This is a genomic window from Burkholderia sp. 3C, assembly GCF_054589155.1.
Map to the genome: position 1 here is coordinate 49,629 of NZ_BAAILN010000044.1, position 20,272 is coordinate 69,900.

Annotated in this window: 14 protein-coding genes; 5 read left to right on the forward strand and 9 right to left on the reverse strand. The window is 70.4% G+C overall.

The window, feature by feature from the left end; all coding sequences use genetic code 11:
• Positions 1 to 65: 65 nt before the first annotated feature.
• A complete protein-coding gene (locus tag ACYP33_RS06705) occupies positions 66 to 1,931 on the reverse strand; it encodes a phosphoenolpyruvate carboxykinase (GTP) (protein WP_459620530.1) in 1,866 nt (621 codons plus the stop codon).
• A gap of 535 nt (positions 1,932 to 2,466) precedes the next feature.
• On the opposite strand from ACYP33_RS06705, the gene ACYP33_RS06710 reads away from it, so the two are divergent.
• From ACYP33_RS06710 to ACYP33_RS06720, 3 genes are all read left to right on the forward strand, one after another.
• On the forward strand, positions 2,467 to 2,961 hold the full coding sequence (locus ACYP33_RS06710; RefSeq protein ID WP_414444536.1) for an Hsp20/alpha crystallin family protein: 495 nt from the start codon (positions 2,467 to 2,469) through the stop codon (positions 2,959 to 2,961).
• A 21-nt stretch (positions 2,962 to 2,982) separates the two neighbouring features.
• Positions 2,983 to 3,408, forward strand: a complete 426-nt coding sequence (locus ACYP33_RS06715) for an Hsp20/alpha crystallin family protein (RefSeq protein WP_414449892.1) — start codon at positions 2,983 to 2,985, stop codon at positions 3,406 to 3,408.
• A gap of 207 nt (positions 3,409 to 3,615) precedes the next feature.
• A complete protein-coding gene (locus ACYP33_RS06720) occupies positions 3,616 to 5,208 on the forward strand; it encodes a DUF2242 domain-containing protein (RefSeq protein WP_459620533.1) in 1,593 nt (530 codons plus the stop codon).
• Positions 5,209 to 5,380: 172 nt separating this feature from the next.
• On the opposite strand, the gene ACYP33_RS06725 is transcribed toward ACYP33_RS06720, so the two are convergent.
• A complete protein-coding gene (locus tag ACYP33_RS06725; RefSeq protein ID WP_414449894.1) occupies positions 5,381 to 6,574 on the reverse strand; it encodes an MFS transporter in 1,194 nt (397 codons plus the stop codon).
• Positions 6,575 to 7,053: 479 nt separating this feature from the next.
• On the opposite strand from ACYP33_RS06725, the gene ACYP33_RS06730 reads away from it, so the two are divergent.
• Positions 7,054 to 7,794 carry an HAD family hydrolase gene (locus ACYP33_RS06730; protein ID WP_414444532.1) on the forward strand — a complete coding sequence of 247 codons (741 nt, stop codon included), beginning with the start codon at positions 7,054 to 7,056 and terminating at the stop codon, positions 7,792 to 7,794.
• A 412-nt stretch (positions 7,795 to 8,206) separates the two neighbouring features.
• Here the strand turns inward: ACYP33_RS06730 and ACYP33_RS06735 are convergent, their stop codons facing one another.
• The 3 genes from ACYP33_RS06735 to ACYP33_RS06745 form a co-directional block, all read right to left on the reverse strand.
• Entirely contained in the window at positions 8,207 to 8,539 is a 333-nt protein-coding gene (locus ACYP33_RS06735) for a DUF2322 family protein (RefSeq protein ID WP_414444531.1), read from the reverse strand.
• A 197-nt stretch (positions 8,540 to 8,736) separates the two neighbouring features.
• Entirely contained in the window at positions 8,737 to 9,333 is a 597-nt protein-coding gene (locus tag ACYP33_RS06740; RefSeq protein ID WP_459620536.1) for an anthranilate synthase component II, read from the reverse strand.
• Between the two features lie 96 nt (positions 9,334 to 9,429).
• Positions 9,430 to 10,707, reverse strand: a complete 1,278-nt coding sequence (locus ACYP33_RS06745) for an aminotransferase-like domain-containing protein (protein WP_459620538.1) — start codon at positions 10,705 to 10,707, stop codon at positions 9,430 to 9,432.
• A gap of 420 nt (positions 10,708 to 11,127) precedes the next feature.
• Between ACYP33_RS06745 and ACYP33_RS06750 the strand changes: the two genes are divergently transcribed.
• On the forward strand, positions 11,128 to 12,288 hold the full coding sequence (locus ACYP33_RS06750; RefSeq protein ID WP_459620540.1) for an alpha-hydroxy-acid oxidizing protein: 1,161 nt from the start codon (positions 11,128 to 11,130) through the stop codon (positions 12,286 to 12,288).
• Between the two features lie 14 nt (positions 12,289 to 12,302).
• Here ACYP33_RS06750 and ACYP33_RS06755 read toward each other — a convergent pair whose 3' ends face one another.
• The 4 genes from ACYP33_RS06755 to ACYP33_RS06770 all read right to left on the reverse strand — a co-directional run.
• Entirely contained in the window at positions 12,303 to 12,476 is a 174-nt protein-coding gene (locus ACYP33_RS06755; RefSeq protein WP_459620542.1) for a hypothetical protein, read from the reverse strand.
• A 24-nt stretch (positions 12,477 to 12,500) separates the two neighbouring features.
• Positions 12,501 to 13,808 carry an MFS transporter gene (locus ACYP33_RS06760; protein WP_459620543.1) on the reverse strand — a complete coding sequence of 436 codons (1,308 nt, stop codon included), beginning with the start codon at positions 13,806 to 13,808 and terminating at the stop codon, positions 12,501 to 12,503.
• On the reverse strand, positions 13,805 to 15,073 hold the full coding sequence (locus ACYP33_RS06765; RefSeq protein WP_459620545.1) for a cupin-like domain-containing protein: 1,269 nt from the start codon (positions 15,071 to 15,073) through the stop codon (positions 13,805 to 13,807). Before ACYP33_RS06765 ends, ACYP33_RS06760 begins: the two co-directional genes overlap by 4 nt.
• Positions 15,070 to 20,272 (reverse strand): amino acid adenylation domain-containing protein (locus ACYP33_RS06770; RefSeq protein ID WP_459620547.1); only part of this gene is annotated, 5,203 nt, incomplete at its 5' end. The genes ACYP33_RS06770 and ACYP33_RS06765, both read right to left, overlap by 4 nt.

A 20,272-nucleotide genomic window follows, 5' to 3' on the forward strand; every position in this document is an offset into this window, starting at 1 on the left:
ACGCCACGCGAACCGGGTTCGCGTGGCGTTTTTTCAGGGTGAATCCGGGCAGGCCTGCTACCCGGTCAGCCTTGGAGCCGCGCCTCGAAGGCCGCCTTGGTGTCGGCCAGCGCTTGCGGCAGGCGCGTCTTCAGCTTGTCGAACAGCTCGTCGTGCAGCGCCAGTTCCTCGCGCCATGCGTCGCGATCGACCGAGGCCACCTGCTCGAACTGTTCGGCCGTGAACGCCATGCCGCCCCAGTCGATGTCCTGATAGCGCGGCGTCAGGCCGAGCGCGTGCTCGACGCCGTCGCCCCTGCCGTCGATGCGCTCCAGCATCCACTTCAGCACGCGCATGTTCTCGCCGAAGCCGGGCCACGCGAAGCGGCCGTCGGCGTCCTTGCGGAACCAGTTCACGCAGTAGATCTTCGGCAACGTCGCGCCCGACGCTTCCAGTTGGCTACCAAGCTTCAGCCAGTGCGAGAAATAGTCGCTCATGTTGTAGCCGCAGAACGGCAGCATCGCGAACGGGTCGCGGCGCACCACGCCCTGCTTGCCGGCGGCAGCGGCGGTGGTTTCGGAACCCATCGTGGCGGCCATGTAGACGCCCTCGGTCCAGTCGCGCGCCTCGGTCACGAGCGGCACCGTGGTCGAGCGGCGGCCGCCGAACACGAACGCGTCGATCGCCACGCCGGCCGGGTTGTCCCAGTCGGCATCGATCGACGGGCATTGCGAGGCCGGCGCCGTGAAGCGCGCGTTCGGATGCGCGGCCTTGCGGCCGGTTTCCTTGCCGATCGCGGGCGTCCAGTCCTGGCCCTGCCAGTCGAGCAGATGCGCGGGCGGCGTGTCGGTCAGGCCTTCCCACCAGACGTCGCCGTCGTCGGTCAGCGCGACGTTCGTGAAGATCACGTTCTCGCGCAGCGTGGCCAGCGCGTTCGGGTTGGTCTTCTCGCCGGTGCCCGGCGCGACGCCGAAATAGCCGGCTTCCGGGTTGATCGCGTAGAGCTTGCCGTCCTGGCCGGGCTTGATCCAGGCGATGTCGTCGCCGATCGTCGTGACCTTCCAGCCGTCGAAGCCGGCCGGCGGGATCAGCATCGCGAAGTTGGTCTTGCCGCAGGCCGACGGGAACGCCGCCGCGATATGGCGCTTGGTGCCGTCGGGCGCGGTCACGCCGAGGATCAGCATGTGCTCGGCGAGCCAGCCTTCGTCGCGGCCCATCGTCGAGGCGATCCGGAGTGCGAAGCACTTTTTCCCGAGCAGCGCGTTGCCGCCGTAGCCCGAGCCGTAGCTCCAGATCTCGCGCGTTTCGGGGAAATGCACGATGTATTTGGTGTCGTTGCACGGCCACGGCACGTCGGCCTCGCCGGCCGCGAGCGGCTTGCCGACGCTGTGCACGCACGGCACGAAATGGCCGTCCTCGCCGAGCACGCGATACACGTCGCGGCCCATGCGCGTCATGATCCGCATGTTGACGGCCACGTACGGGCTGTCGGACAGCTCCACGCCGATATGCGCGATCGGCGAGCCGAGCGGCCCCATCGAGAACGGCACGACGTAGAGCGTGCGGCCGCGCATCGCGCCGCGGAACAGGCCGTCGAGCGTGCCGCGCATCTCGGCGGGCGCGACCCAATGGTTGGTCGGGCCGGCATCGTCGCGCGCTTCGCTGCAGATGAACGTGCGATCCTCCACGCGCGCCACGTCCGACGGATCGGACAGCGCGAGAAACGAGTTCGGGCGCTTGGCCGGGTTGAGCCGGATCATGGTGCCCTGCGCGACCATCTGTTCGCAGAAGCGATCGTATTCTTCCTGCGAGCCGTCGCACCACACCACCTTGTCGGCTTCGGTCAGCGCCGCGATGCGCGCGACCCAGTCGATCAGGCCGCGATGGCGAACGTACTCGGGCACATCGAGCGACAGGGAATGCGTGGCCTCGACCGCTTGGTTTCGGGTCATGGAAATCTCCGGATAGGTGTTGAAAAGGAAGACGGTGTGCGTGAGGCCTGCGCGTCAGCGCGTGCGCGGCGGGGCGCGGCGCCGCGCACGCCTCGCGCGGTCGCGGGACGCTGCTGGCGCAGGCGGGTTTCTGTGCGGCGCGGCAGCGCGGCCGGCGGCGAAACCTTCACGGGGATTGGGGATTGCAACGATCACGGGAATCGGCATTGCCGATGCGAGACCTCAGTATTCGGGAGTGGGGCAGCATACCATCGCGATTCCAAAGTTTGGGATGGCACGACGCCGCTGCTAGGGATGATCCCGATAGGGATGCCCCTGAAGCGGGGCGCGACCCCAACGGGCTGTCAGCGGGCGGCCGGCGATCGATGCACCCGCAAGCATCGGTTTGAAAAATCCCTCTTGAATTCGTGCGCAACGTTCCTATTTGTGGAGCCATGAGGCGGTTGCGTTCCGCACCGCCGGTTGACCCCGCATCGCATGGCCCGCGCCCTTCGCGCACCGTCCATGCCGATCGATCTTCGAGAGGATTCGAACCATGACCACGTATCGCTTCGGCGCCGACCTGTTCGGCGAACTCGACCGGCTGCAACGGCAGATGTCGGGCTTCGCCGCCTCGCGCGGCAGCCGCTTCGACACCTTCCCGCCGATCAACGTCGGCGCGAACGACGATGCGATCGAGATCGTCGCCTTCGCCCCGGGCATGCAGGCCGGCGATTTCGACGTGACCATCGACAAAGGGCTCCTGACCATCAGCGGCGAACGCAGCACCGCATCGCCCGGCGTTTCTTTTTCGTCCAATAATGTTTCGGATGCCGAATCATCTGGCGCGGAACCTGCCGCCCGAACCGCACAAGCCGAAGCGGCTCGCCCGCTGTCGCGCGAACGCTTCAGCGGCCGCTTCCGCCGCGCGGTGGAACTGCCGTCGAATGCCGACGCCGGCAACATCGAGGCGCGCTACGACAACGGCTGCCTGCATATCCGTATCGCGAAGCGCGCTGCCGCGCAGCCGCGTTCGATTCACGTTCAGTAAATGATTGCGAGGACCATCGCCATGACCACCACTCCCGAACTCATCGACCGCCCCGCCGCCGACGCCACCGCACCGGCCCAACCGGGCGCCCACGACACGCCGCGCCGCGGCCCGAGCGTCACGCCGTCGGTGGATATCACCGAGGACGCGCAAGGCATCACGCTGTGGGCCGACCTGCCCGGCGTCGCGAAAGCGGGCCTCGACGTGCGCGTGCACGACGGCCGCCTGACCATCGACGCCCAGGCCGATCTGCCGCAAACGGCCGGCCTGCGCGTGCAGCATGCCGAACGGCGCACGCCGCGCTACCTGCGCAGCTTCGCGGTCAGCCCGCACTTCGACACCGCGCGCATCGACGCGAACCTGCGCGACGGCGTGCTGACGCTGCGCATCCCGCGCCGCGCCGAAGCGCTGCCGCGCAAGATCGAGATCGCCACGGGCCAGGCCTGAGCGATTCGGCAACCCATGCAGCACGATCCCGCCCCGGTTGGGCGGGATTTTTTTCGTGTGTCGTTTTTCGATTGCGCCGCCTGCGCGTTCGCGCGGCAAATGCAGCCTGGCATCAGGGGAAACTATAATAGCGGCCGGTCACGCAAGCGGCCCGGGGTCGCATCGCGCGGTGCCGGGGCCGGTGCGTCCCTCCCACTACCCGACGCCATGCACACTCGACTTCGCCTGATTTCCCTGACTTGCGCGTTCGCGGCCACGGCCTTGCTGTCGGCCTGCTCGTCCGCGCCCAAGCCGCTGTACACGCAGGAGCAGTTCGACGCGTCGAGCAGCCCGTACACGCACACCTTCCACGACACTTCGTCGGCCACCTGCGAGGCCGCGCGCCGCGCGCTGCTGAGCCAGGGCTACACCACCAACCTGGCGCGGCCCGATACCGTCGACGGCAGCAAGAACTTCCAGCCGGCCAACGATTCGCACGTGGTGATCGAATTTCACGTGGTCTGCGTCGATTCGGATCCCGATTCGGGTTCGAGCATCGCCTACGTGAACGCCGTGCAGGACCGCTACACGCTCAAGAAGACCAGCACGTCGGCCAGCGTGGGCCTGTCGGTGCTCGGTTCGTTGTCCTTGCCGATCGGGTCGAGCGACGATTCGATGGTGAAGATCGCCAGCGAGACGATTCCGGCGGGCGTGTTCTACGACCGCTTCTTCAAGCTCGTCGATCACTTCCTGAAGGTCAATCCGGCCAAGCACGGCAAGGCGGCGGCCAAGGCCGCCGAGCAGGAGCCGGTCGCGCCGCTGCCGGAACCGGCGCCGGGCACGGGTGGGCCGGGCGATACCGGGCCGGTCAAGATGCGCACGCCGGCCGAGCCGACGGGGCCGGCGTCTTCGCCGTCCGCTTCGCCTTCTTCGTCGTCATCTTCGCCGGTAGCGCCCGAGGCTGTGCTGGTGCCTGCGGCGGCAGCAGCATCGCATGCGGCGACGGCACCGGCCGCAGGCGCGAATGTTGCGCCCGGCGCGCAGGCCGTGGTGGCCTCGACGGGCACGTCCGCGCTGCCTAACGGCGGCGCAGCGCAGGCCACGGCCGCGCCGGCCACGCAAGGCATGAACGCGTCGGCAGCGAATCAGGTCGGCGCGGCCGGCGTGCCGACGCAAGGCGAGGTGAATCTGACGCCGGGCGCCGCGACAACGATCGCTCCGAACGGCCATGCCGCGGCCAACGCACCGGCGCAGCAGGCCGCGCCGGTCAAGGCCGCTGCTGCACCGGCGGCATCGAATACGACCGCGCCGGTTGCGGCTTCGCATCCCGCAGCCATGCCGAGCGCCAACCCGGCTCCTGCGTCGAGCGCGACGGCGGCCACACCCGCAGCGGCTCCGGCCGCTGCATCGGCATCTGCCGCGGCCACGACTGCCACATCGGCACCTGACACAGCCACCGCCGCCGCATCATCCCCCGCACCGGCCACGGCCGCGCCTGCTCAGTCGGCCGCTGCCGCATCGAACGTCAACGCAGCCTCGGCACCGACGCAGAACACCAGCGCGGCCGTTGCCGCGTCCGCCGCGGCCCCGGCCAGCGCCGCATCGTCACCCACCGCCGCAAACCAAGCCGCTTCCGCACCGGCTGCCGCTTCGGCCACTTCCGCGTCTGCCGCATCAACCCCGGCAGCTGGTTCAACCACGTCTGCTGCCTCAACCGCGGCCGCCGCTTCGACCACGTCTGCTGCCTCGACCCCGACCGCCGCTTCGACCGCTCCCGCCTCAGCACCAACCGCTCCCGCTTCCGCCGCCTCGGGTCAGTAAGCGCCCCCTGCTTCACGGCCCTCGCGCCTTCCTCGCCCCACGCTCGTCCGGGCAAAAAAACAAAACGGCGGCGCGTAGCACGCACCGCCGTCAGGGCAGAACAAACCAACCCTCAGCAACCTCGCCTCACACGCGGCGCACCGCACGCGGGCCAATACTCAAGCCACCGCGTTCAGCAAGCGGCCGGACTCGCCCGGCGACGCATCTGCGACAGCACCAGCAACAGCCCGAGCGCCGCGATCCCAGCGCCCGCCAGCGACACGGCCGCATACCCCAGCCCCGACGACAGCACCGCGCCGCCGGCCGCCGCGCCGAGCGCATTGCCGAGATTGAACGCGCCGACGTTGACCGACGCCGCCAGCCCCGGCGCTTCGGACGCGGCGCGCATCACGCGCATCTGCAGCGGCGGCACCACGGCGAACGCGCCCGCGCCCCAGACCAGCAGCGCCAGCGCCGCGCCCACCTGCGTCGTGGCCAGCACCGGGAACGCCGCCATCACCACGATCAGCAACAACAGAAACGCGATCAGGCTGCCTTCGAGCGACCGGTCGGCCAGCCGCCCGCCCGCCACGTTGCCGATCGAGAAGCCCACCCCGATCAGCACCAGCATCGCCGTGACGAAGCCCGGCGACGCGTGCGTCAGGTGTTCGAGCGCCGGCGCGATATAGGTGTAGAGCGTGAACATCGAACCCGCGCCGAGCACCGTGGTGGCCATCGCCCCGAGCACCACCGGGCGCGTCAGCACGGCCAGTTCGGCGCGCACGTCGGGCATGCGGCCGGCCTCGCCCTTCGGCAGCGCCGCGAGCAGCCCGGCCATGGCCAGCACGCCGAGGCCGGAGGTCGCGACGAACGACATCCGCCAGCCGATCATCTGGCCGAGCCAGGTGGCGGCCGGCACGCCGCCGACGTTGGCGATGGTGAGCCCCATGAACATCGTGGCCACCGCGCTGGCCTGGCGTTCGCGCGGCACGAGCGAGGCCGCCACCACCGAGCCGATGCCGAAGAACGCGCCGTGATTCAGGCTGGTCACGAGCCTCGCGAGCAGCAGCGTGGTGTAGTCGGGCGCGATGGCCGACAGCAGGTTGCCGATCGTGAAGATGCTCATCAGCAACACCAGCGCGGTGCGGCGCGAGGCACGCGCGAGCAGCAGCGTCATGATCGGCGCGCCGACCATCACGCCGATCGCGTAGGCGCTGATCAGCATGCCGGCGCTCGGAATCGAGACGTGGACGCCGTCGGCGATCACCGGCAGCAGGCCCATCGGCGAGAACTCGGTGGTGCCGATGCCGAACGCGCCGACGGCCAGCGCCAGCAGCGGCAAGGTCGAGCTCGGCGCCGACGCGGCGGGAGAGGAGGAAGCGTTCATGACGGCGGTCCTGTAAAGGCGCAATAAAAGCGCGGGCCGGCTGCACCCGCTATTCGACATGGTCGCAGTGTGCCCGCAATGCTGCCCTGCAAAAAGCCGCCAAATCGGGAAAGAGCCTTGACTCTCAGTCAAGAATTGCGCACTTTCATCGTGCAAGCTCTGGCAGCGATTGCTTGAGGCGGATGGGATCAGGTCGCGATGAAATCGCATTGATTACCTTCATATCGGCCCATTTATTCATCATGAAAGCGAAAACATCGATTTATTGCCGAATCTGACACCTCGCGCTCCGGATGACACGACACCATCTATTTCATCCAAAAATCAAGACACGATCTTTTGCTTGATGAAAGATCAAATGATCTGGTGCAATGCACCATCTCCCGGCCAGGTCGCGCCGGGACAAGAACCTGCCGGCGTCCGGCGAGCCGGCCGCACGGCCTTGCCGGTATCATGGCCGGTTACCGCAGGAGAACCCCATGCAAGCCCCCACCCCTTCCCCGCTGCGCGCGGACCGTGCCCTGATCAGCGATTGCGACGGCGTGCTCGTCGACAGCGAGGCGATTGCCGAGCGCATCGTCATCGAACGCCTGGAGGCGCTCTGGCAGGTCGAAGGCGTCCACGACGCGATCCGCCCGCTGCTCGGCATGCGTACCGCCGTGGTGCTGACCGAGGCCGGCAAGACGCTCGGCCGCACCATCAGCGAGGACGAAATCCATTCGATCCGCGAGGACATCCGCACCAACGCGGCCCACGCGCCCGAGATTCCGGGTGCCGTCGAGGCGCTCAAGTCGATCGCGCTGCGGCTGGCCTGCGCGAGCAACAGCGATCTCGATTACGTCGAGCGCGTGGTCAAGCGCGTCGGCCTCGACGAGGTGTTCGGCGGCCGCCTGTTCACCGGCGAACGCGTGGCGCGCCCGAAGCCGGCGCCCGACGTCTACCTGGCCGCGTCGGACACCTTGCAGGTGCCGCCGTCGGGCTGCGCCGTGATCGAGGACAGCGTGACCGGCGCGCGCGCCGCGCTCGCGGCCGGCATGACGGTGCTCGGCTTCACCGGCAGCGCTCACGCGCCCGACGAACGGCGCGCGGCGCTGCTCGCGATCGGCGTGCATGTGACGTTCGAACGGATGACGGAACTGCCGGGCGTGGTGCAGCGCTGGCTCGACGGCGAATTCGGCGCGGCGAGCGAGGCGTCGGCCACGGCCGGGTCGGCAACGTAAGAGAAACCTCGGGCGGGAACGGCCGCCGCGCTCGGCGGGCGGCTCGCAATGGGCCGTGGCGGCAGGGCCAAACAACCCGGAGGGAGCGCAAGGCCCTCGGAGGTCAGGATGAAGCCCTGCAACCGGGGCGGCGCAAAGCCCCCGGAGGTTGAGCCGAAGCCCTTCAATCGAGGCAGCGCGAAGCCCCCGAAGGTCGGGCCGAAGCCCTGCAACCGGGGCGGCGCGAAGCCCCCGAAGGTTGAGCCGAAGCCCTGCAACCGAGGCGGCGCGAAGCCCCCGAAGGTTGGGCCGAAGCCCTGCAACCGAGGCGGCGCGAAGCCCCCGAAAGTCGGGCCGAAGCCCTGCAATCGAAACGGTGCGAAGCGTTCGGCAGTCAGGCTGAAACGCGCCGAGCCTCGCGCCGCGCAGCCGCTCAGGCCGCGGCGATCACATCGATACGCAGCGCGGGCGCGCCGCCTGCCACCTCCAGCAGACGATCGACGTTCGGGTGCGCGCCCGGACGGTTGCGCGCGTCGGCCGTGTGCTCGCCGAACACCGCGAGGCCATGCTCGGCCGCTGCGGCGTCGAGCTTGCCGAACGCCTGTTGCAGGTAGTGATAGACCGCGAGCGAGCCTTGCTTGCCCGGCTTGTTTTCGATCGTCGACACGACGCTGCCGCCGGCATCGACGAGGTCGATCCGTTCGATGCCGTCGATGGCCGGCAGTTGCGCGAGGTTGTCCTTGAAGACGGGGGTCGGTTGAATCACGGCGTACTCCGCTGGTTCGGTAATGATGGGCGGGCCGTATCTTAGCCGATCCCCTGGAGCGTGTTGCGCACGTCTCCAAACCGCCGCCGAAGCGCGAAGAAAACCGCAGCCCCTCACCCGGTAACGTCAAGGCGAACCATGCGGCTGCGGCGCGCCTTGTCCGATCCGGATGAAAGAGGACGCGCCGCGTGGGCGATTCAGGCGGCCTGCTTGCGCTTGTGGGCCAGCGCGATGTCGCGGAAGTTGCGAAACAGGTCGATGCCGCCTTCGGTGCAGATCGATTCCGGATGGAACTGCACGCCGTGCAGCGGACGCGTGCGATGGCGGATGCCGTGGATCACGCCGTCCTCGCCCCACGCGCAGGCCTCGAACGGCTCCTGCACCGCCTTCACCACCAGCGAGTGATAGCGCACGATCGACAGCGCCTCGGGCAGGCCGGCGAACACGCCGCGCCCATCGTGGCGAATCACGTTGACCCGGCCGTGCATCGGCTCGGGCGCGTGCACCACCTCCATGCCGTGCACGTGCGCCATGCACTGATGGCCGAGGCACACGCCGAGCAGCGGCAGCGTGCCGTCGCGGATCACGTCCGCGCTGATGCCGACATCGGCGGGCACCGCCGGCGTGCCCGGCCCGGGCGACACGATGATGCAGTCATAACGCGAGAAATCGATCTCGTCGAGCCGCGCGGTGTTCTTCACGACGGTCGGTTCGACGCCGCAGGCCTCGCCCATCTGCTGGAAGATGTTGTAGGTGAACGAATCGAAGTTGTCGATGATGAGGGTCTGGCACATCTGCGCACGGTCCTGTAGACGAGTGGTGAAGGACACGAAAGGGACACGGCCACGCGCGGCGACGCCCCCGCTCGGGGCGCGCCCGCGCGAGGCCGATCAGCCGGGGGCGTGCAGCTTCGCGTCGAGATAGCGCGCGAAGCGCTCGACGCCGGCCTCGATCGCGGCCGGCTCGGCATTGCTGAAGGCAAGGCGCACGGCGTTGCGATACCCGCCGTCGAGCGAGAAGAAGCTCATCGGCATCACGATCACGCCGTGATCGCGCGCGCATTCCACCGTCTCGCGCTGGCCGAAATCGAACGGCAGCGTCACCCCGAGGAAGAAGCCGCCGTCGGGGCGATTCCAGGCGATGCCGTCGCGCCCGCCGAGCCGCGCCTCGAGCGCCGCCACCAGCGTGTCGCGATTGCGGTGATAGAACGCGCGCGGCGCCTCGACGAGCCTGCGCAGGCTGCCGCCCTCGCGCAGCAGCACGCCGCCCACCAGCGCCTGCGTGACCTGGCTCGTGTTGACGGTGACGAAGCTCTTGCGCTCGGCGAGCTCGGCGCGCAACCGCTCGGCCGCCGCCTCGTCGCCGAACAGCCGCTTCGGCAGCACCGCCGCGCCGATGCGCACGGCCGGGCACAGCGTCTTCGAATAGGTGGCGAGATAGATCACGCAGCCGGCCGGATCGAGCGACGTCATCAGCGGCGGCGCGTCGCCGTCGAAGCGGAACATGCCGTACGGGTTGTCTTCGAGCGCCACGATGCGGTGCTCGATGCAGCCGGCGATGATCGAGCGCCGCTCGGCTTCGCTGAGCACGGTGCCGGTGGGATTGTCGAAATCTGGCGTCAGGTAGAAGCCGCGCGCGGTCTTGCCTACGCGGCGCAACTCGGCCGCGGTGCGCGCCAGCGCCTGCTCCCAACGCTCGCCGTCGGCGCAGGCCACCGGCACGATCTCGATGCCGGCGAAATCGGCCACGCCGGTGATGCCGATATAGGTGGGATTGCGCGCGAGCATCACGTCGCCGGGCGCGCGGCACAGCGCCGGCACGATCAGCGCGAGCGCCTCCTGGCAACCGGCCGTCACCATGACCTGCTGCGGGTCGCAGTCGACGCCCTCGTCCACGCGCAGTTGCTCGGCCACCAGGGCGTTGATGATGCCGGCCGTGCGGCCGTATTGGGCGATGCGCCGGCCCGCGAACGCGAGATCCCGGCCCGCCTCGCGCGCCGCGTGCGCCTGATAGTCGGGCACGGCGGCGAGCCAGCCTTCTAGCGAAAAGAACTGCTCGGCCGGCCGGCCCGACGCGAACGAAATCGCATCCGGATAATCGTTGGCGGCTTCGTTGAGGAAATTCATCACCGCGAGCCGCGAGGCTCCGGCATTGGCTTGAGTCGACATGGCCCTCTCTCCTGTATCTGACAGCATCCGGAGCAGCGCTTGGGCGCGCGAAACGGGGGTATCCCGCCGCGACGCGCCATCACGAGTCCGGTGCCCGGTGCGCCCCGCCCCAGCTTCATTCGCGCGGCACCCGATGATTGTGTTCGCGGAACGGCGCGCGGCGTTGCCGGCGCGGGCCATCGACGATCGCGGCTACGATAGCACCGCCATTTCTCCATGAATCGTTTGCTGATTTTTCTTGATTAAGTCGCACGCGCCGGCGGTTCGCGCACTTCGCATTGGCGGCCAATGCGAAGCGAGCAGGCCGCAGGCGCGCCCGTGCAGGCGCAAAGCGTTTACACTCGTGCGCTTTCGCGCCAGCCCCGCGTAAGCGACGCATTCGTCGTCGCGCCGCATGGGCCGCCACCACGCCTGCCGCCGATGCCCGATCCCGTCAACGTCGAAGATTTTCGCCGCCTCGCCCGCCGCCGCCTGCCGCGCCGCGTGTTCGACTATCTCGACGGCGGCGCCGAGGACGAGCGCGGCCTCGATCGCAATCGCGACGCGTTTTCGCGCATCGCCTTCGTGCCGCGCCGGCTCGTCGATGTCAGCACGCGCACGCTCGATACCACGCTGTTCGGCAAGCCGCAGGCCGCGCCGTTCGTGATCGCGCCCACCGGGCTGAACGGCCTGATCTGGCCGGACGGCGACATCGCGCTGGCGCGCGCGGCGGCGCAGGCCGGCGTGCCGTTCGCAATGTCCACCGCCTCGAACGTCACGCTCGAACGGCTCGCCGGCGAGGCCGGCGGCGAGCCTTGGTTCCAGCTTTACGTGATGCATCGCGCGCTCGCCGACAGCCTGGCCGAGCGCGCCGCCCGCGCCGGCTATCGCACGCTGGTGGTGACCGTGGACGTGCCGCTGAACGGCAAGCGCGAGCGCGACCTGCGCAACGGCTTCGCGCTGCCGCTGCGCTACACGCCGCGCGTGCTGCTCGACGGCCTGCTGCATCCGCGCTGGTCGTGCGCGCTGCTCGCCAACGGCGGCGTGCCGACGCTGGCCAACGTGGGCGCCGACGACGGCGCGAGCGTCGAGATGAAGGCCGCGCTGCTCAAGCGGCAGATGGATGCGAGCTTCAACTGGCAGGACCTGCGCCGCTTGCGCGATCGCTGGCCGCATCGCCTGCTCGTGAAGGGCATCCTCGCCGCCGACGATGCCCGCGCCTGCCTCGAACTCGGCGCCGACGGGGTGATCCTGTCGAACCACGGCGCGCGCCAGCTCGACGACGCGATCGCGCCCATCGACGTGCTCGCCGCCACGCGCCGCGCCTGCGATGCCGGCCAGGCGCGCGGCACGCTGCTGATGGACAGCGGCATCCGCCGTGGCGCCGACGTGGTGAAAGCGCTCGCGCTCGGCGCCGATGCCGTGCTGCTCGGCCGCGCGACGCTGTACGGGCTGGCCGTGGCCGGCGAGGCCGGCGCCTCGCGCGTGATCGCGATCCTCAAGGACGAGATCGACCGCACGCTCGCGATGCTCGGCTGCCGGAGCGTGGCCGAGCTGTCGCCCGCGCATGTGAAAGCGCCGGGGGCAAGCGCCGCCGCGTGAGCGCGCGGCGCGTGTCATGAGCCGCGCTTGTCATGAGCGGCGCTTGCCATGAGCGGCGCATGCCACGAGCGACGCTTGCAGAGCGGAATTCGAATCGATCGTCCCTGCCAGGCTCGCCGCGCGTCGGCCGGATCGAGCGCATCCGGCAACCGCCCGGCGGCATCGAGCGGCGCGATCGCGGCGCCCATCGAGCAGATCGCGAAATCGACGTGCTATCCGGCATGCATCGTGTCGCGCGGTTCGCCGCTATCGATGCCCTGCTCGATGCCATGCCCCGCCCCGCGCGCCACCCGCCACGCCGCCACGAACGCCACCGCCATCAACGCGGCGGCCAGAAAGAACGCTAGCCCCGGCATCGGCCGCGCCACGCGCGGCCCGATCGACCACGCGAAGCCGAGCCCGTACACCAGCGGCCCGACGATCGACGCGAGCCCCACGAAGGCCTGCATCACGCCTTGCAACTGCCCCTGCCCGGCTTCGTCCACGCGACGCGACATCAGCGCCTGCAGCGCCGGCATGAACAGGTTGAAGAACACGTAGACGGGCATCGCCAGCAGGTAGCCCCAGCCCGCCGAGGCGAGCCCGAAGCCCAGGTAGCCGAGCGCGCCGGCCGCCGCGCCGATCAGCAGCGCGCCGCGCTCGCCGGCGCGCTTCACGATCGGCCCCACCAGCGCCACCTGCACCAGCGTGCCGAGGCCGCCGCTCGCCATCATCACGAGTCCGATCGCGGCCGGCGTCCAGCCATAGCGATAGCCGCCGTACAGCACGAAGATCGACGGCCCCACCATCCACGCCAGCGCGAACAGCACCGCGAGCGCCGCCAGCCCGAGCAGATCGCCGCGCGCCTTCAGGAACGCGAGCGCGCCGAACGGATTGAGCTTGCGCCGGTCGAGGCGGGCCGTGCGCGCCTCGGGCGCGAGCGATTCGGGCAGGATCGCGAGCCCGTACAAAAAATTGAGCGCCGACAGCACGCCGGCCACGTAGCACGGCAGGCGCAGATCGATGCCGGCCAGCAGGCCGCCGAGCGCCGGCCCGGCCAGGAAGCCCAGGCTCACCGCCGCGCCGATCCGGCCGAACGCGCGCGCGCGTTGCTCGGGCGGGGTGACATCGGCCACGTAGGCGTTCGCGGTGGCGAGGCTCGACGAGGTCAGCCCGTTCAGCACGCGCCCGGCGAACAGCCACGCGAGGTTCGGCGCGAGCGCCATCACGAAGGAATCGACGGCCAGCCCGAACAGCGAAATCAGCAGCACCGGCCGCCGCCCGACGCGGTCGGACAGCGCGCCGAGCAGCGGCCCGCAGACCAGTTGCATCGCGCCCCACACCACGCCGAACAACGTGCTCCATTCGGTCGCGAGCGCGGTGTCGCCGCCGGCGAACTGCTTGATCAGGTTCGGCAGCACCGGCAGCACGATGCCGAACGAGATCGTGTTCATCACCGCGGTGGCGAAGATGAAGCCGAATGCGGCACGCGAACCGCCGCCGCCACCGCGCGCCGAACCGGTCAGTTCCGGCATGCTCATGACGCGGCGGCGAGCGAACTGCCCACGCCCTCGCCCGTGCTCTCGCAAGCGCGCAGCGCGTCGAGCAGCGCCGCGACGCGCGCGGGCTCGATGCGCGCGTCGTCGTGCGATTCGGCCAGCAGCGCCGAGAGCGCCGCGCTGTCCACGATCGCCGCGCGCCGCTCGGGCGACAGCTCCGGATCGGTCAGCAGCGCGGCGCGCACCGGCTGCAGATCTTCGGCGAGCTGGCTCAGGCGGCTGCCGGGCGCGCGCGCGTTGGCCGCGCCGGCTGCCTCGGCCATGCCAGCCACGCCAGCCACGCCAGCCGCGTCGGCTGATCCAGCCGCCTCGCCCACGGCATGACGTCGGCCCCAGTCATCGAGCGCGGCGATCGCGAACAGGCCCGCGCCCCAGTTGCGGCCACGTTCGAGGAACAGCGCGCTGGCCGCCGCGAAATCGAGCCCGGCCGGATCGAGGAAACCCATCCGAAACTCGGCGAGACGGTCGCCGGCATAGAAGCCCGGCAGCGCGCGCGTGGCGTTCGACGCGCCGAGGATCTGCTCCAGCGACGGATACCACCAGAAGTTCACCGACACCGATACCTCCGGCGCGCGCACGTGGTGCCACCAGAACACCGGCATGTACAGCAGCTCGCCGGCATGGATCGTGAAGCGGATCGCCTCGGCGTGCGCGTAGTCGGGATACGCCGCCAGGTCCGGCTGGTCCGGCTCGACGTTGGACAGGTGCGCGGTGGCCGCGTCGTGGTGATACGGATACAGGCGCGGCGTCTCGTCCGGTGCGAACAGCGCGAATTCCTTGCTGCCGTACAACTGCGCGAACAGGTTGTTCGAGTAGTCGAAATGCAGTTGCGACGAGGTGCGCCGGCCGAACCACAGGTTGATCATCGGCCGGCTCGACGCGATCCATTCCGGCACCACCAGGTTGTCGAGCAGTTCGGGCAGCATCTGCGGAATCGGCTGCTGCATCACGTACACATGCTCGTCGGCATCGGCGTCGAGCATGCGCCGCGCCGCCACGCCGAACTCCACCTCGGTGTTCTCGAACGCGTTCGAGCGGCGGATGTCGTGCGACGGCTTGAGCCGGTACTGGCCGTCGCCGGCCGTGCTCAGCGTGATGCGGCGCGTCTGCGCGATGTTGGCCAGCGCCTCGGGCGTCCAGCGCTCGTCGATGCGCCAGTCGTCGAGCGCGCCGGTGATGATGACGGGCTCGTTGCGCGCCAGCCAGCCGTCGTTCGTGAATGCCTCGCGCGTCACGCGTGCGATCATCGTGTCTCTCCTCGATAGGGTTCGGCCGCGTCGTCGTCGAGCAACGCGAGCCGGCGGTTCAGGATGCCGCCGATCGCCTCGCCCAGCACGTCGGCATGCAGCTTGATGATGGTTTCGTGATTGCCCGGCACGGGCAGCACCTCGATCTCGTCGCGCGCGATCAGGGCCTCCCAGCCGAGCGCCTCGGGCAGCGCGTGGTGGCCTTCGAGCGGCGTGAGCGACGCGTCGCTCGCCGCGAACACGTGCAGCTTCACCGGCGCGCGGCGGGGCCGCCAGGTGGCCATCGCCGCGCCGTGCGCCACCAGCCGTTCGAGGAACAGCCGGTTCTCGCGCGCGGTGTCGTACGACAGGTGCCAGAGCGGTCGGCCCGCCTCGCGGCGCGCTTCGATCGCCCGCACCAGCATGTCGATCAGCGCGTCGATGTCGCCGGCGCCCTCGAAATCGATGCTGGACGGATCGAAATCCGTGAAGTTGTTCATCGCGAACGCGTACAGCGTGACCAGCGCCACGCGCTGCGCGTCGAAGCCGGCCGATGCGTCAGCATCATCGGCACGATCGGCACGATCGGCATGACCGGCCCGGCCGAGCAGGTTCGGCGGCAGCGTGGTGTCGAACACGCCGAGGAACTCGATCTCCTCGCCCTGCGCGAGCATCTGGGTGGCGATCTCGTAGGCGATCAGGCCGCCGAACGACCAGCCGGCCACGCGATACGGGCCGCGCGGCTGGATCTCTCGCATCAGGCCGACGAAGCGCGCCGCGATCGCCTCCAGCGTGCGGGGTTGCACCTCGCCGAGCGCGAGCGGCGGCAGCCCGTAAACAGGAATCGATGCGTCGATGTGCGAGGCCAGGTGCTCGAAGTACCAGGAATAGCCTTGCAGCGTGTGGGTGAGGAACAGCGGGCGTTCGCCGCCGTCGGCGTGAAACGCCACCCAGGCCTCGCGCGCGTCGTTCGACTGGCGGCCGGCGAATTCGCGCGGCGCCGAGCGCGCCGCCTCGATCAGCAACGCGAGCTTGTGCACCGTGCGCGTGTCGAAGATGCTGCGCACCGACAGCTTCACGCCGGTGCGCTCGCCGGCGCGCGCCGCCACCTGCGCCGCCATCAGCGAATGGCCGCCGATCGCGAAGAAATTGTCGTGGCGGCCCACTCGCGCGAGCCCCAGCGTGTCGCGCCAGATCTCGGCGAGCAGTGTCTCCAGTTCGCCCTCGGGCGCGACGTGCCGGCCCTGGCCCACACCGACCGCGCCCGCCGCCTCCACCGTGGCGGGATCGATCGCGCGCAGCGCGAGCCGGTCGAGCTTGCCGTTCGGCAGCGCCGGCAAGGCCGCGAGCGCCACGAAACGGCTCGGCACCAGCGGCCCCGGCAACCGCTCGGAAAGCCACGCATGCAGGCCGCCGGCATCCACTTCCACGCCGGCGCGCGGCACGTAGAACGCCACCAGTTGCACGTCGCCGGACCCCCCACCGAGCTCGCGCCCGATCGCGGCGGCGGCCGCCACGCCCGGATGCGCGCCCAGTTCGAGTTCCACGGCCGGCAACTCCACGCGCTGGCCGCGCACCTTGATCTGGAAATCCTCCCGGCCCAGGTGCAGCAACTGGCCGTCGGCCAGCCACTGGCCGATGTCGCCGGTGCGCAGCAGCATCGCGCCGGTTTCCGGATGGCGAACAAAACGCTCGGCGGTGAGATCCGGGCGATTCCAGTAGCCGGGGCCCACCGACGCCCCTTCCACGTAGATCTGGCCCACTGCGCCGATCGGCACCGGCGCGAGTTGCGCGTCGAGCAGGTGCACGCGGCAGTTGGCGATCGGCCGGCCGGCCGGCGTGACCGCGTGATGCACGGCCAGCGCGCGATCCTCGCTGTAGGTGATGTCGTTCAGCTCGCTGCAGCCGTAATTGTTGTGCAGCCGCGCGTTCGGCAGCCGCACCGCGAAGCGCACCGCCAGATGACGCGCGAGCGGCTCGCCGGCGGTCGTGACGTGGCGCAGCGCGCCGAGCCGGGGCGCGTGTTCGAGCAGCGCCGCGAGATGCGAGGGCACCAGGTTCAGGCGCGTCACGCGGTGCCGTTCGAGCGCGGCCGCGAAGGCCGGGGCATCCTTCACCAGCGCGTCGGCGAAGATCACCTGCGGCGCGCCCGCGAGCAGCCCCGACAGCATTTCCTTGATCGACGGCACGAAGGACATCGAGGTCTTCTGGGCCACCACCTCGCCGGGCGCGAACGGCGTGCGCGCCCACAGCGCCTGCAGGCAGTTCGTCACCTGCCGGTGCGGCACCATCACGCCCTTCGGCTGGCCGGTGGAGCCCGACGTGTAGGCGATGTAGGCCAAATCGTCGGGCTGCGTGGCGTGGGCCGGGAAGCTGGCCGAAGAGCGGGTCGAAAAGCGGGTCGAAAAGCGGTCCGGCATGCCCGGCGTCGCCGCGTCGCCGTCCCGCAGGTCGGCCGGCACGTCGAGCCGCAGCAGTGCACAGCCGGTATCGGCGAACGACGGCGCGAGCGCGGCGGTGGTCACGATCGCGGCCGGCTGCGCGTCGTCGAGCGTGCGGCGCACATAGGCGGCCGGATAGCCCGGATCGATCGGCACGTAGGTTGCGCCCAGCCGGAACACGGCCAGGATCGCGGCGACGAAATCGATCGAGCGCGGGTAATGCAGCACCACGCGCGCGCCCGGCGCGACGCCGCGGCGCCGCAGAGCGTGGGCGATGCGATCGGCCAAGCCGTCGAGTTCGGCGAAGCTGGCACCGCCTTCCCCGCCTGCCCCGCCTTCCCCGTCCTCGTAGAGGCAGGCCGGCGCGTCGGGCCGCAACGCCACCTGCCGCGCAAACAGCGTGTTCACGTCGGCCGTCTCGAAGCCGGCCCACGTATCGTTGCTCGCCGCCACCCGTGCGCGCTCGGCCGGCGTCGGCGCGCGCAGCGCGGCCAGCGGCGCGTCGGGCGCGTCGGCGATGCGTTCGAGCAGTTCCTCCAGCACGGTCAGCATGAAGCCGATCTGGGTGGCGTCGAAACGCAGGCTGTCGAAGTTCGCCACCAGTTCGAGCCCGTTGCCGTCCCCGAATATTTCCAGGTCGAGGTCCGACTGCGCCTGACGGTTCACCACTTCCTGCCGCACCGTCATGCGCAGGCCGTCGCCCCAGTCGTCGGTGGCCACCGGCGGCACGTTCTGGTGGCGCAGCATGACCGGCACCGGCGAGCGGCCGTCCGGCTGGCGCAGCGCCGGCACGGCCGCGAGCATGTGCTCGAACGGCAGCGCCTGATGTTCGAGCGCGTCCAGCACGCGACGGCCCGCCTGCGCCAGCAGCGCGGCCACGTCCGGCTCGCCGGACAGGTCGAGCCGCAGCGGCAGGATGTTGATGAAGAAGCCCACCAGCGGTTCGAGCAGCGGATCGTCGCGGCCGGCCGTGGTGGTGCCGATGCAGAGGTCCTCGCGCCCGCTCTGGTGATGATGGAGCACCGCGAGCGCCACCAGGAACAGCGTAAACAGGCTCACGCCGCGCTGCCGGCCCAGTTGTGCGAGCCGTGCGGCCAGCGCCGGCGGCAGCGTGCGGCGCAGCACGCCGGCCGGGCCGTGCGCCGCGTCGGCCGGCGTGCCGGGCACGGCGAGATCGAGCGGCTCGCGATGGCCGTCGAGCGCCGCGCGCCAGTACGCGAGATGCGCGCCGAGATCCTGCTCGCGCTGCCAGCAGGCGTAATCGGCATAGTGCGCGGCCAGCGGCGCAAGTGCCTCGCTCCTTGTCTCTCCCCTTGCCTCGGCCGGGGCCGCGCCGGCTCGCGCCGCGCGGTCGGCCAGGTACAGCGCGCGCAGATCGCGCACGAACACGCCGAGCGACCAGCCGTCCGACACGATGTGATGCATCACGATCGACACCACATGCCGCTGCGGCGCGAGCCGCAGCACGCGCACGTCGAGCAGCGGGCCGCGCTGCAGGTCGAACTCGATGCCGGCATGGCGATCGAGCGCGGCGGCCAGCGCGGCCTCGCCGATCTCGTGCACCGGCAGCGCCACCGCGTACGGCGCATCGACGAACTGCGCCGGCAAGTCGGCGCCGGGCGCGATGTCGAAACGCGTGCGCAGCGTCTCGTGGCGCGCCACCAGCGCGTCGAACGCGGCCTGCAGCGACGCCGGCGCGAGCGGCCCGTCGAACACCAGCGCGCCGTTCATGTTGTAGGCACGGCCACCGTCGCGCTGCTGGATCAGCCACAGCCGCTCCTGCACGTACGACAGCGGAAACGTCGCGCCGGCCGCGCGGCGGGCGGCGGATGCCGACGGCGCGAACCGCGCGGCAGCAACGGCACGCCCATCGCCGCCCGATGCCGCGCTCGATGTCGTGCCCGATTTCGCGCCCTCACCCAGGCGCGCCGCAAACGCGGCCAAGCCCGGCGCCTCGAACAGCGCGCCGAGCGTGGCCGCCTCGCCGAAGCGCTCGCGCAGCCGGCCGATCACGCGCACGGCCAGCAGCGAATGCCCGCCGAGCGCGAAGAAATCGTCATGGCGGCCCACTTGCGCCACGCCGAGCAGTTCGCACCACATGGCGGCCAGCATCGCTTCCACCTCGCCCTGGGGCGCGGCATAGTCGCGCCCGCCGAACGCGGCCGTGTCGGGCGCGGGCAGCGCGCGGCGGTCGAGCTTGCCGTTGGCGGTCAGCGGCAGCGCGGCGAGCGCCACGTAGGCCGACGGCACCATGTAGTCGGGCAGGCTCTCGCGCAGGTAGGCACGCAGCGCCTCGACGTCGCACGGCGCATCGGTGTCGGCGGCCAGGTGATACGCCACCAGCCGCTTCTCGCCCGGCGCATCCTCGCGGGCGATCACCACCGCGTCGCGCAGGCCGTAGGCGGCGAGCCGCGCCTCGATCTCGCCCGGCTCCACGCGGAAGCCGCGGATCTTCACCTGGCTGTCGTTGCGGCCCAGGTATTCGATGTTGCCGTCGGGCAGGTAGCGCGCCAGGTCGCCGGTGCGGTACAGGCGAGCATCGGCCTCGGCCGAGAACGGGTCGCGCACGAAGCGCTCCGCCGTCAGCGCGTCGAGATTCAGATAGCCGAGCGCCACGCCCTGGCCGCCCACGTACAGCTCGCCCGGCACGCCGGCCGGCACCGGTTCGCCGTGCGCATCGAGCAGATACACGCGCGTGTTCGCGATCGGCCGGCCGATCGGCAGCCGCTCGGGCGCGGGTGCCCCGGCGCGCAGCAGATAGGTGGTGGCGAAGGTGGTC

What these genes read in the sequence shown, in the direction of transcription:
- ACYP33_RS06705 (WP_459620530.1), bottom strand. Translation starts at nt 1,931, where the DNA reads ATGACCCGAAACCAAGCGGTCGAGGCCACGCATTCCCTGTCGCTCGAT.
- ACYP33_RS06710 (WP_414444536.1), top strand. Translation starts at nt 2,467, where the DNA reads ATGACCACGTATCGCTTCGGCGCCGACCTGTTCGGCGAACTCGACCGG.
- ACYP33_RS06715 (WP_414449892.1), top strand. Translation starts at nt 2,983, where the DNA reads ATGACCACCACTCCCGAACTCATCGACCGCCCCGCCGCCGACGCCACC.
- ACYP33_RS06720 (WP_459620533.1), top strand. Translation starts at nt 3,616, where the DNA reads ATGCACACTCGACTTCGCCTGATTTCCCTGACTTGCGCGTTCGCGGCC.
- ACYP33_RS06725 (WP_414449894.1), bottom strand. Translation starts at nt 6,574, where the DNA reads ATGAACGCTTCCTCCTCTCCCGCCGCGTCGGCGCCGAGCTCGACCTTG.
- ACYP33_RS06730 (WP_414444532.1), top strand. Translation starts at nt 7,054, where the DNA reads ATGCAAGCCCCCACCCCTTCCCCGCTGCGCGCGGACCGTGCCCTGATC.
- ACYP33_RS06740 (WP_459620536.1), bottom strand. Translation starts at nt 9,333, where the DNA reads ATGTGCCAGACCCTCATCATCGACAACTTCGATTCGTTCACCTACAAC.
- ACYP33_RS06745 (WP_459620538.1), bottom strand. Translation starts at nt 10,707, where the DNA reads ATGTCGACTCAAGCCAATGCCGGAGCCTCGCGGCTCGCGGTGATGAAT.
- ACYP33_RS06750 (WP_459620540.1), top strand. Translation starts at nt 11,128, where the DNA reads ATGCCCGATCCCGTCAACGTCGAAGATTTTCGCCGCCTCGCCCGCCGC.
- ACYP33_RS06755 (WP_459620542.1), bottom strand. Translation starts at nt 12,476, where the DNA reads ATGGGCGCCGCGATCGCGCCGCTCGATGCCGCCGGGCGGTTGCCGGAT.
- ACYP33_RS06760 (WP_459620543.1), bottom strand. Translation starts at nt 13,808, where the DNA reads ATGAGCATGCCGGAACTGACCGGTTCGGCGCGCGGTGGCGGCGGCGGT.
- ACYP33_RS06765 (WP_459620545.1), bottom strand. Translation starts at nt 15,073, where the DNA reads ATGATCGCACGCGTGACGCGCGAGGCATTCACGAACGACGGCTGGCTG.